We start from the raw sequence: 11,262 nt of genomic DNA on the forward strand, positions 1-11,262 counted from the left end.
GGTGATGGGCATGACCTCGAACGCGGTCTCGGCGCTGGCCTCGCGCGCACGTGACGGCTTTCGTCGAGCCTGGCTCGAGGCGCACATCCACGATGCGTCCCGAGGGGCGGACTGCCGCTGGTTCTGCGAGCGCGTCGTCCGCTCTCGCGGTCAGCCGATCGGGGAGGACGACATCGATCGGCTGAGGCATCACATGGCACTCTGCAACGCCTGCCGACTCGTCGCGGCCGAGATCGACACCGTCTCGCAACGACTGCGGTCGATCCTTCCCGCCGCTCTGCTCGGAGGAACGGCGGCGGCTGTCTAAATGGGCGAGGAGGCGGCGTCGCGCGGATGAACGGTCAGAGCACGGGGCGCGAGGCGACAGACAGCCGCAGCCACAACCACAGTCGGGTGTCGGGTGAATCGAGGTCGATCCCCAGTTCGTTGCGGACGACGTCGAGACGGTATCGGACGGTGTTCTGATGCACGTGCAGCACGGCCGCCGTCTCTCGCACGCTGCCCAGTTGATCGAGAAAGATGCGCATGGTGCGCGACAGATCGGTTCCGTGGGCGGCATCGTGCTCTGCCAGCATGCTCGCGCTGTCGCCCACCGCGGTGTCGAGGCCCTCGATGAGATCGGTCACCTGCAGGATCGCCAGTCGGTCACGCATGTCGTCGAACGTCGCGATCCTGGCGTGCCTGCGGCTGTCGTCGCTCACGGGAGAGCTCATCAGCACACCGGCCGTGGCGCCGGCCTGTCGATACGAGCGGGCGATCCCGTTGATGTCGTAGGCGCGGGTTCCGATGCCTGCGATCAGCGCCGTGTCGGTGCGGATCACCGACTGGGCGAAGGTGTGCGCCCGTGCGGCGATCGCGCCGGGGATGAGCGTCACGATCTGCGTGCCGATCACCGCGCTGTGCGACCCCGGGAACGCCGCGCTCGACACGCTGATCGCCAGGTGCAGCAGTCGGTGCAGACCCCGCATGGCCTCGACCTCGTCGAACGTGTCGACGCGGAAGCAGACGATCGTGCACCCGCCCTCGGGACGGATCAGCAGCTGCGAGGCCGCATTCCGCGCATGCCGTTCGTCTTCGACGAGGGTGCGCAGCAGCCCCGAGTTGCGCTGGTCGCGGTCGGCCGCATCCTCTCTGGCGCGCAGGAGGTGCTGCGCGGCGATCGGCTCCATCTCCTCGAGAAGGGTGCGGGTGCGCGCAGCCGATCTCGGATCTATCTGGATCACCCAGAGCGATCCGAGAAGCTCGCCGGATGCTCGCACCGCGATGCCGACACGACCGAACTGGTCGGAGTCGGACGGGAAGTGACGCGCGTTCTGGGCGCGCAGCAGCGACTGGTAGTCGATGTCGGCGGAGATGGGGATCTCCTCCTGCAGCAGCAACGTCGTCCGCCGGCGGATGTCGTCGATCGGCTGGTCGCTGTGGGTGGAGTATCCGACCACCTGACCCGTGGAGTCGACGACGCTGACGGCACCCTCCGTGAGGGTCGCGAGTGCGTTCGCGAGCCCGAACAGACCGCCCATCCGCACTTCCGTCACATGTCCGACCGAGTGCGCGCTGAGCAGCGATCGCAGCACATTCGCGAGCTGCGCCCAGTCGCCGTCGGTGTGGTGGAGGACGGTGAGCGCCTCGCCTGCGCTCGCTGCCGAGTCGGCCGGGTCGCCGTCGGCGCGACGCACCACGAGTGCTGCGGCGCTGGCCGCCGCCAGCTCGGCGGCCAGCCCGGGCACGCCGGAGCGGCTCACGCCCGCACCGAGCACGATGCGGCCGGCGTAGTCGGTCTTCGACGTGCTCGGGTCGTAGAACTCCACGCCGTCGAAGGTCGTCGCATCGACCCGCGTCGCCCCGATCGGGGACGAGAGAGCGCCGTCACTGACGAGCACTGCGTCGCGCAGAGTCGGCGCATCGAGGTCGATCTCGTCGGGAGGCGAGGTCATGGACGCTTCTCCATTCAGAAAGGGCAAGGCTCATAGGAATCTACATATCGGTCAGATCGGTCGCCCGTAAGACTGAGAGTACGAGGTCGAAGGGCTCCTCGTCAGAAATTCGACCATCGTTCGCGTTTCCCGTGCCGATGGAATCCGGCACCGTCGCCCCCGACAGGACACTCCCATGAACAGCATTCCCGCTCTCCCGCGCCGATCGAGGTCTACCGTCGCTCTGCTCGGCGTCGCGATCCTGCTCACGGGATGCGCCGCGCAGAGCACCTCGGAGCCCGGCGCCGATGCGCCCGCGATGCAGCCGGTGGCAGGCGCAGTGGCGCTCCTCCCCGACGAGCTGCAAGACGGCGGCGTTCTGCGCGTGGCGATCCCCACGAATGAGCCGCCCACACAGTTCTACCGCGAGGGCACGCACGAGATGACGGGGATCAACCCCGACATCGCCCGCCTCATCGCCGGAGCGCTCGGACTCGATGCCCAGATCGAGGTGACGACGTTCGACACGATCATCCCCGGGATGAGCGCGGGCCGATACGACCTGACGGTCTCGTCGATGACGCCGACGGAGGAGCGGATGACGCAGCTCGATTTCGTCGACTACGTGCAGATGGGCAGCGCGCTCGCCGTGCCGGCGGGCAACCCGCAGGACCTGTCGTTCGACGAGCTGTGCGGCAAGCGCGTGGCGGTGCTGAAGGGCTCGTACCAGCTCACGGTCAACGTTCCGGGTTTCGATCAGGCGTGTGAGGAGGCGGGAGAGAAGCCTCTCGAGATCCTGCAGTTCCAAGACACCAGGCAGGCCGTGTCGGCGCTGCTCAGCGACAGGGCCGACGTGGTCTACGCGGACTCGCCGATCCTGGGCTACGCGGTCTCGCAGGATTCGAAGCTCGAGGTCGGCGACGAGAACGACTTCGCGCCGGTGGCGGTCGGCATCCCGCATGACGCGGGCACGCTCGATGCGATCGCTGCGGCAGTGGACGCGGTGATCGCCTCTCCCGAGTACGAGAAGCTGCTCGCCAACTACGGACTCGAGTCGATGGCCATCACCGACGCTCGCGTCAACGCGGCACAGGGCTGATCGAGATGACAGTCATCGACGAGGGCGGGTCATCGACGGGCGAGCCCGCCGGCAGCATGACCGGGCTGCAGCGCACTCTGACCTCGCTGGAGGTCCACAGGCGACGCCGGGTCGGCACGCTGATCGGCGGCGTGCTGCTCTGTCTGGTGGTCGCCTTCTTCCTGATCGACATCGCCACGAATCCGCGGTTCGGCTGGCCCGTCGTCGGAGCGTATCTCTTCGACCCTCAGGTGCTGCAGGGCATGCTGCTGACGATCGTGCTGACGGCGGTCGCGATGACGGCGGGCATCGCCCTCGGCGTCGTGCTGGCGATCATGCGCGTCCCGGGCAACCCCGTCTTCGCCGGCGTGAGCGGCGTCTACGTGTGGTTCTTCCGCGGCACCCCGCTGCTGGTGCAGCTCATCTTCTGGCACAACATCGCCGCGCTCTACCCGGTCATCGCCCTCGGGCTTCCGTTCGGCGGGCCCAGCATCGTGCTCGGCTCGGCCAATGTGCTGATCACCCCGCTCGGCGCCGCACTCCTGGGGCTGTCGCTGAACGAGGCGGCGTACATGGCGGAGATCATCCGCAGCGGAATCTCGTCTGTCGACGAGGGGCAGCTCGATGCGGGGCGTGCACTCGGGATGACCCGCTCGAAGCTGCTCCGACGGGTGATCCTGCCGCAGGCGATGCGCGTGGTCATCCCGCCCACGGGCAATCAGGTGATCTCGATGCTGAAGGGCACGTCGCTCGTCAGCGTGCTCGCGATCTCCGATCTGCTGTACGCCGTGCAGTCGATCTACTCCCTCAATTACGAGGTCATCCCGCTGCTGCTCGTCTCGTGCATCTGGTACCTCGTGCTGACCACGGCGCTGAGCATCGTGCAATCCCGTCTCGAGGAGCGGTACGGGCGGGGTTTCACGCCTCGGCGCATCGTTCGCGTCAAGAAGTCGAAGGAGCCGATCAGATGACCCGCAACATGGTCGAGATCCGCGGTGTGCGCAAGTCCTTCGGCCACAACACGGTGCTCCAGGGAGTCTCACTGCAGGTTCCGACAGGTTCTGTGACGTGTCTGATCGGCCCGAGCGGATCGGGCAAGACCACGCTGCTGCGGTGCGTGAACCGGCTCGAGACGGTCGATGCGGGCATCATCCTCGTCGACGGCGATCTGGTCGGAGCCACGCGTCATCGCGGCCGACTGCTCGAAGCGAAGGAATCGGCGATCGCGAAGACCCGTCGCCATACCGGCATGGTCTTCCAGCGGTTCAACCTGTTCCCGCATCGCACCGTGCTCGACAACGTCACGGAAGGCCCCACGCAGGTGCTCGGGCGTGCCCGCGCCGAGGTCGAGAAGGAAGCACTCGTCCTTCTCGACCGAGTCGGTCTCGTCGACAAGGCCTCGTCGTATCCCCAGGAGCTCTCGGGCGGGCAGCAGCAGCGCATCGCCATCGCCAGAGCCCTGGCCATGAAGCCGGGTCTCATGCTCTTCGACGAGCCGACCTCGGCTCTCGACCCCGAGCTCGTCGGTGAGGTCCTCGCGGTCATGCGCGACCTCGCCGCCGAGGGCATGACGATGATGGTCGTCACCCACGAGCTCGGCTTCGCCCGAGAGGTCAGCGACCAGGTCGTCTTCATGGCCGACGGGGTCGTCGTCGAGAGCGGCGCACCCGACGACGTCCTCGGGCGGCCTCAGCACGAGCGCACCCAGGCGTTCCTCTCCCGAATCCTGCACTGACACCTACACCCCATAGGAGCGCGACGTGCGCAACATCCACAGCATCGACGATCTCAGGAGCCGTGCTCGGCGACGCCTGCCGGCCATGGTCTTCGACTTCATCGAAGGAGGGGCCCTGGACGAGCTCACCCTTCGCCGCAATCGTGAGGCGCTCGACGCGCACCTGCTTCCCCAGCGGGTGCTCGTCGACACCTCGCAGCGCCACGCGACGACCAGCATCCTCGGAACCCGACTCGACCTTCCCCTGGTCGTGTCTCCCATGGGACTCCTGACGGTATGCCACCCCGACGCCGACGTGGCCGTCGCGCGGGCAGCCGCGGCCGCAGGAAGTGTCTTCGTGCACAGCCCCTGGTCCGGCTGCTCGCTCGATGAGGTGGCGGATGCCGCTCCGGGCAGGACCTGGGCGCAGATCGCCTTCTGGAACGATGCGGCCGAGACCGACCGCCACATCGATCGCGCGCGTGGGCTGGGGGTCGAGACCCTCGTCGTGGCGGGCGACGTGGCCGTGTCGAGCAAGCGCGACCGCGACCTTCGCCACGGAACGGGCATGCCCCCGAGGCCGCCGCTGCGCGATGTCGTGGACACGGCGTTGCACCCCGCCTGGGTGATGCGGTGGCTGCGCGGACGCTCGATGACGTGGGGCAACTACCGGATCGACGGACGCGCCATCCGCATGCGCGAGATGGAGGCCTGGATGCTGCGCAACGAGAATCAGACGGCCACCTGGGACGACATCGCCCGATTGCGACGGCGGTGGAAGGGCAACATCGTCGTCAAGGGCGTCATGAGCTCGGAGGACGCACGTCTCGCGGTCGAGCACGGTGCCGACGGCGTCTTCGTCTCGAATCATGGCGGACGGCAGTTCGACAGCCAGCAGGCGACGATCGAGGCGCTGCCGGGAATCGTGGACGCTGTCGACCGTCGCGCGACCGTGATCGTCGACGGCGGGATGCGACGCGGTTCCGACATCGCGAAGGCGATCTCGCTCGGCGCCGACGCGGCAGCCGCGGGGCGCCCGTTCGCGCTGGGCCTCGCCGCCGGAGCGCAGCCGGGGGTGGCTCGCGCATTCGAGGTGCTGCACGACGAACTGCTCACCGTCATGGGCTTCCTCGGGGTGACCCGGATCGAAGACATCCCCTGCACGCTGATCGACACGGCGGGGCCCCGGCTCGGGGCCATCGTGGCTGCGCCGGCTGCGGCAGAGGCGGCATCGTGAGCGCGGGGACGCTGCCCGCTCTGCGCACCCGCATCGACCCCGAGGCCAGCGACGACGACCTCGTGGCCGCGACGCGCGCCGGCGACAACCGCGCCTACGGGGTGCTGTGGGATCGCCACTCGCCCGCCGCGCTGCGCGCCGCACGATCGATCACGAGTTCGATCGACCCGGAGGATCTCGTCAGCGAGGCGTTCGCTAAGACCTTCAGTGCCATCAGGAACGGAGGCGGGCCCACCGATGCCTTCCGCCCGTATCTGTTCGCGGCGGTTCGCAGTGCGGCCGCGACCTGGGGAGGCAAGCAGAAGGACGTCACTCTGGAGTACATCGACGAGCTCGCCGTCGACGACTCGGAGGAGACCCTCGATCTGCTCTCCGACAAGACCCTGCTGTCCGAGGCCTTCAAAGAGCTTCCCGAGCGCTGGCGCACCCTGCTCTGGTACCTCGAGGTCGAGGGCATGAGGCCCCGCGAGATCGCACCGCTCATGGGGCTGTCACCGAACGCGGTGTCGGTGCTGGCGACTCGGGCCCGCGAGGGATTCAAGGTCGCCTGGCTCAACGCCCACATCAAGGAGCCGGGTCGAGAGGCCGAGTGCCGGTGGACGTGCGAACGCATCGTGGCGCACGGAAGGAAGCGCCATATATCGCGCAGTGATCGTGCGCGGTTCGATGCCCACCTCGAACTCTGCCGGCGATGCGCCATGGCCAGTGCCGAGGTGGCCCAGGCCTCGTCGAAGCTGCGGGCGGTACTGCTGCCGATGATCTTGGGGAGCCCGGCGGCGGCGGCATACTCCGCGTCGTCGCCTGCGCCTGCGTCGGCCGCCGCGGGAGCCAGTGTCTTGGCGAATCCTTCCGCTCCGCTCCTGATCGTCGGGGTGGCCGTGGTCGTCGTGACCGTCGCCGCGGCGATCGGTGCGGTCGCCGCGCAGCTCGCCCCTGTTGAGCCGCCGAACACCGAGCGCCAAGCCCCGTCCGAGCTGGTCGTCGACGATCCCGCTCCGATCTCTTCGCCCGTCGCGGTGGATCCGTCGCCGATTCCGGAGCCACCGGCTCCGATTCCCGATCTGCAGCCGCATCCGCTGCCCGATGTCGAGCCGTCGTTCCCCGGGGAGACCGTCGAGCAGACATCGCCTCTCGACGTCACGCCGTCTTCGGTGCCGACCGCGCCGCCGGCCGAGCCGCGAACCCGACCAGAGAGTCCGGCAGAGCAGCCGCCGGCAGAACTGCCTGTGGTCGAGCAGCCGCCGGTCGAGCTGCCGCTGACCCTCTCGTGGAGTGTGCCTGCATCGGCGGTCGTTCCGCCTCCCCTCACCGGCACCGGCACCCCCGGTGCGCGGGTCGACATCATCGATCGCTTCGGCCGGATCGTCGGCACGGCGCTGGTGCCTGCCGACGGCGAGTTCTCGGTGTCGCCGGGCGCCGACGCGATGTACCAGGGGATGCTCGTCACGGCGCGGCACACGTCGCCCGTGGATGGGGATGTGACGGTCAGCGCGGCGGTCGGTCCTGTCGTCTTCGAGGTGCCGTCACTGTCCGATCGCTCTGACGGAGTGGTCCGCCGATCAGACGCCGACGGAGACGGGGCGTCGGACGACATCGCGCTCGAGCTCCACGGCCTCGAGGGCTCGACCGTGTCGCTGACGATCGATGACGACGCCGCGTCGTCTGCGCTGCTGTCGGACTCCTCGACGATCGCATCGCTTCTCGACGTGCGCCTCGGAGCGCACCGGGTCACCGTCCGCTATGTCGACCCGGCGACGGGCGCCGTCGGACCGGCAGGGGAAGAGCACATCGTCGTCATCCCGTGAGCGCGGTGGACGCGGTCCACGGTGACCCGGCTCGGCGCGCCGGATGAGAAGCTAGAAGGATGAGCACTTCCCGTGAAGCAGACGTCGTCGCCCCGTCGAGCGACAGCCCGCTGACGGACGCCGAGGTGCGGCGTCTGCGCGAGGACTTCCCGATCCTCCAGACGGTCGTGCACGGGCATCCGCTCGTCTACCTCGATTCGGGCGCGACGTCGCAGCGACCTCTCGCCGTGCTCGATGCGGAACGCGAGTTCGCCACATCCCTCAATGCCGCAGTGCACCGCGGCGCGCACACGCTCGCCGCCGAGGCGACCGAGGTCTTCGAGGATGCTCGTGCCACCGTCGCCCGCTTCATCGGCGCGGACGAGGGCGAGATCGTCTGGACCTCGAACGCCACGGAGGCGATCAACCTCGTCGCCTACGCGATCTCGAACGCGTCTCTGGGTCGCGGGGGAGCGGCGGCCGAGGGGCTGCGCCTGCGCGAGGGCGATGAGATCGTCACCACCGAGATGGAGCACCACGCCAACCTGATCCCGTGGCAGGAACTCGCGGCACGGACCGGGGCGACCCTGCGGGTGATCCCCCTCGACGATCACGGCGCGCTGCGGCTCGACGTCGCCGCCGAACTCATCGGCGAGCGCACTCGGCTCGTCGCGTTCACGCACGTCTCGAACGTGCTCGGGATCATCAATCCCGTCGAGCAGCTCGTCGCCATGGCGCACCGCGTCGGCGCTCTCGTCGTGCTCGACGCGTGCCAGTCGGCGCCCCACCTGCCGCTGGATGTGCGGGCGCTCGACGTCGACTTCGCGGTGTTGTCGGGGCACAAGATGCTCGGACCGACGGGCGTCGGTGCCCTCTACGGACGGCGGGCGCTGCTCGAGGCCATGCCGCCCTTCCTCACCGGCGGATCGATGATCACGACGGTCACCACCACCGAGGCGGAATACCTGCCGCCCCCGCAGCGCTTCGAGGCTGGCACCCAGCGGGTGTCGCAGGTGGTCGCCCTCGCCGCGGCGATCGACTACCTGACCGCCGTGGGCATGCCGCGCATCGCCGCGCACGAGGCGGCGTTCGGGGCACGTCTGGTCGACGGACTCGCGGCGATCGACGGCGTGCGCGTTCTCGGCGCCGGCATCGAACTGCCGAGGGTGGGGCTCGCGAGCTTCGACGTCGACGGCATCCACTCGCACGACGTCGGCCAGTTCCTCGACGATCGCGGCATCGCCGTGCGTGTCGGCCACCACTGCGCTCAACCGCTGCATCGGCGCCTGGGCATCACCTCGTCGACCAGGGCGAGCACCTATCTCTACAACACCGAGGCCGAGGTCGATGCCGTCATCGACGGCGTCCAGGGTGCCATCGACTTCTTCCGGAGGGGCGCATGAGCGACCTGCAGAATCTCTATCAGGAGCTCATCCTCGACCACTCCCGGACTCCGCACGGCTTCGGGCTGCGCGGCGAGATCGCGGCGCAGTCGCACCAGGTGAATCCCACCTGCGGCGACGAGGTCACCCTGCAGGTGCACCGAGCCGGCGACGGCAGCATCGAGGCGATCGCGTGGGAGGGGCACGGCTGCGCCATCTCGCAGGCTTCGGCGTCTCTTCTCGCCGAGCTCGCCGAGGGTCTCACCGTCGACGAGCTCGAGGTGCGGATCGCGGCGTTCCGCGAGGCGATGCGCTCCCGCGGCAAGATCGAGCCCGACGAGGAGCTGCTGGGCGATGTGGCGGCCCTCGGCGGGGTCTCGCGGTACGTGGCCAGGGTGAAGTGCGCCATGCTCGCCTGGGTCGCGGTCGAGGACGCACTGCACAAGTCCTGATCTGCACGCCGCGAGGTGCAGGATGGGATCATGCCTCTTCACCTGACGCCGCTCGGCTCCGACCGTTTCGACGAGTGGCTCGATGCGACGCGCGCGCGACTGATCGCCCTCCGTCAGGACTCCGGGATGTTCGTCGGCGATGACGCCGCCGCCCGCGTCGAGGAGTTCCTGGCCGAGCTGCTCGCCGACGGACACGAGACTCCGACCTCGCTGATCCTCGAGATCGAAGACGACGGCACCCGGCTGGGCACCATCTGGCTCGCGGCGAACAACGGCGTGCTCTTCGTCGTGGATCTCTCGTTCGTGCTCGCACCGAGCGTCGCGCAGCGAGGTGCGCTGCTCGACGAGCTGCAGGCCCTCGCGCGCAAGCAGCAGGTCGATCGGATCAGCATGGGCGTCTACGCGCCCGACAGCGAGAGTCGCGCGTTCGTCGAGCGGGGTGGATTCGAGGTCGCCTCGATCCAGATGCTCCTCGAGCCGCTCCCGGGGCGAGAGACCGGCTCGCGCGTCGTCGTGAGGCCCATGACGGCCGAGCGATTCACGAGCTTCGCCGCGGCATCCGAGGCGGCCTTCGCCGCGGACCTCGCCGCCTCCGGTCGGTATTCGGCTGAGGATGCGGCGGTCGAGTCCCACAGGCAGATGCAGCTGGAGCTGCCGGACGGGGTCGCATCGGAAGGGCAGGAGCTGTTCACCGCAGAGGTCGACGGCGTCGAGGTGGGTGTGCTGTGGATCGGCGTCCGCTCTCGCGGCGGACGGCCGCACGGGTTCATCCTCGACATCGAGATCGCCGACGATCAGCGTCGAAAGGGATACGGCCGCGACGTCATGCATGCGGCCGAGCGGGAGGCCGTGCGGCTCGGCGCCGGCTCGATCGGTCTGCACGTCTTCGGTTTCAACACCGGCGCCATCCGTCTCTACGAGAGCCTGGGGTATCGCCGCGTGGAAGAGCGCTTCCTCCTCGCCGTCTGATCACGACACGCGACGTCGCCGAGGGAATAGCGTCGCGACGGGTGCGTTGGATCGAGGATGACAACTCTCGGAATCATCGGTGCAGGACACATCGGCAGCCAGGTGGCGCGCGTCGCCGTGGCGAACGGCTACGACGTGGTGATCGCCAACTCGCGCGGGCCTGAGACGCTCGCCGATCTCGTGGCCGAGCTCGGCCCCCGGGCCAGGGCCGCGACCGCCGTCGACGCCGCCACCGCGGGCGACGCGGTCGTCGTCACGGTGCCGCTCGGCAAGATCGATCAGCTCCCGGTCGAACCGCTCGCCGGCAAGATCGTCCTCGACACGAACAACTACTACTTCGAGCGCGACGGCCACATCGAGGCCCTCGACAAGGGCGAGACCACGACCTCTGAGATGCTCCAGAAGCAGCTTCCGTCGTCGAAGATCGCCAAGGCCTTCAACCACATCCTCGCGGTCGACATCACGACCGACGGCACCCCGGCAGGCACAGCCGGTCGTCGTGCGCTCGCGACTGCGGGAGACGACGCCGAGGCGGTCGCCTTCGTCACGCGCTTCTACGACGAGGCGGGCTTCGACACGGTCAACGTCGGTCCGCTCAGCGAATCGTGGCGAGTGGAGCGTGCCCGGCCCGCGTACGTCGTGAAGCAGAACGCCGACGAGCTCGCCGCGAACCTCGCGATCGCGAACCGTCTGCCCTGACACAGCGATGAGACGGGGCGGATGCTGCGGCATC

10 protein-coding genes and 1 pseudogene are annotated in these 11,262 nt (G+C 68.8%); 10 read left to right on the forward strand and 1 reads right to left on the reverse strand.

Annotation, left to right across the window (positions count from 1 at the left end; genetic code table 11):
• Positions 1-307 (forward strand): annotated as a pseudogene (locus tag J7E68_RS08470) (hypothetical protein); the annotation flags it as partial.
• 34 nt (positions 308-341) lie between these two features.
• Here the strand turns inward: J7E68_RS08470 and J7E68_RS08475 are convergent.
• A complete protein-coding gene (locus J7E68_RS08475; RefSeq protein ID WP_215171684.1) occupies positions 342-1,934 on the reverse strand; it encodes a CdaR family transcriptional regulator in 1,593 nt (530 codons plus the stop codon).
• Between the two features lie 175 nt (positions 1,935-2,109).
• On the opposite strand from J7E68_RS08475, the gene J7E68_RS08480 reads away from it, so the two are divergent.
• The 9 genes from J7E68_RS08480 to J7E68_RS08520 are packed head-to-tail and all read left to right on the forward strand — an operon-like array spanning position 2,110 to position 11,228.
• A complete protein-coding gene (locus J7E68_RS08480; protein WP_215171686.1) occupies positions 2,110-3,012 on the forward strand; it encodes a transporter substrate-binding domain-containing protein in 903 nt (300 codons plus the stop codon).
• A gap of 5 nt (positions 3,013-3,017) precedes the next feature.
• The gene (locus tag J7E68_RS08485; protein ID WP_251048789.1) at positions 3,018-3,962 is read left to right on the forward strand and encodes an amino acid ABC transporter permease; all 945 of its coding nucleotides are present in this window, start codon (positions 3,018-3,020) and stop codon (positions 3,960-3,962) included.
• Positions 3,959-4,726, forward strand: a complete 768-nt coding sequence (locus tag J7E68_RS08490; RefSeq protein WP_285225011.1) for an amino acid ABC transporter ATP-binding protein — start codon at positions 3,959-3,961, stop codon at positions 4,724-4,726. The genes J7E68_RS08485 and J7E68_RS08490 overlap by 4 nt, the downstream gene beginning before the upstream one ends.
• A 25-nt stretch (positions 4,727-4,751) precedes the next feature.
• Positions 4,752-5,942, forward strand: coding sequence for an alpha-hydroxy acid oxidase (locus J7E68_RS08495; RefSeq protein WP_215171688.1), 1,191 nt, complete (start codon positions 4,752-4,754; stop codon positions 5,940-5,942).
• A complete protein-coding gene (locus tag J7E68_RS08500) occupies positions 5,939-7,747 on the forward strand; it encodes a sigma-70 family RNA polymerase sigma factor (protein WP_215171690.1) in 1,809 nt (602 codons plus the stop codon). The genes J7E68_RS08495 and J7E68_RS08500 overlap by 4 nt, the downstream gene beginning before the upstream one ends.
• Positions 7,748-7,806: 59 nt before the next feature.
• Positions 7,807-9,129 carry a cysteine desulfurase gene (locus J7E68_RS08505; protein WP_215171692.1) on the forward strand — a complete coding sequence of 441 codons (1,323 nt, stop codon included), beginning with the start codon at positions 7,807-7,809 and terminating at the stop codon, positions 9,127-9,129.
• Positions 9,126-9,560 carry a Fe-S cluster assembly sulfur transfer protein SufU gene (gene sufU, locus J7E68_RS08510; RefSeq protein WP_215171694.1) on the forward strand — a complete coding sequence of 145 codons (435 nt, stop codon included), beginning with the start codon at positions 9,126-9,128 and terminating at the stop codon, positions 9,558-9,560. Before J7E68_RS08505 ends, sufU begins: the two co-directional genes overlap by 4 nt.
• A gap of 30 nt (positions 9,561-9,590) precedes the next feature.
• Positions 9,591-10,529: a GNAT family N-acetyltransferase gene (locus tag J7E68_RS08515; protein WP_215171696.1), complete on the forward strand. Its 939-nt coding sequence runs from the start codon at positions 9,591-9,593 to the stop codon at positions 10,527-10,529.
• Between the two features lie 57 nt (positions 10,530-10,586).
• A complete protein-coding gene (locus tag J7E68_RS08520) occupies positions 10,587-11,228 on the forward strand; it encodes an NADPH-dependent F420 reductase (protein ID WP_215171698.1) in 642 nt (213 codons plus the stop codon).
• Positions 11,229-11,262: the final 34 nt, after the last annotated feature.

This window comes from Microbacterium sp. ISL-103 (genome assembly GCF_018613995.1).
Taxonomy (GTDB): Bacteria; Actinomycetota; Actinomycetes; order Actinomycetales; family Microbacteriaceae; genus Microbacterium.

Coding starts and splice junctions, on each gene's coding strand:
- J7E68_RS08475 (WP_215171684.1), bottom strand. CDS start 1,934: ATGACCTCGCCTCCCGACGAGATCGACCTCGATGCGCCGACTCTGCGC.
- J7E68_RS08480 (WP_215171686.1), top strand. CDS start 2,110: ATGAACAGCATTCCCGCTCTCCCGCGCCGATCGAGGTCTACCGTCGCT.
- J7E68_RS08485 (WP_251048789.1), top strand. CDS start 3,018: ATGACAGTCATCGACGAGGGCGGGTCATCGACGGGCGAGCCCGCCGGC.
- J7E68_RS08490 (WP_285225011.1), top strand. CDS start 3,959: ATGACCCGCAACATGGTCGAGATCCGCGGTGTGCGCAAGTCCTTCGGC.
- J7E68_RS08505 (WP_215171692.1), top strand. CDS start 7,807: ATGAGCACTTCCCGTGAAGCAGACGTCGTCGCCCCGTCGAGCGACAGC.
- sufU (WP_215171694.1), top strand. CDS start 9,126: ATGAGCGACCTGCAGAATCTCTATCAGGAGCTCATCCTCGACCACTCC.
- J7E68_RS08515 (WP_215171696.1), top strand. CDS start 9,591: ATGCCTCTTCACCTGACGCCGCTCGGCTCCGACCGTTTCGACGAGTGG.
- J7E68_RS08520 (WP_215171698.1), top strand. CDS start 10,587: ATGACAACTCTCGGAATCATCGGTGCAGGACACATCGGCAGCCAGGTG.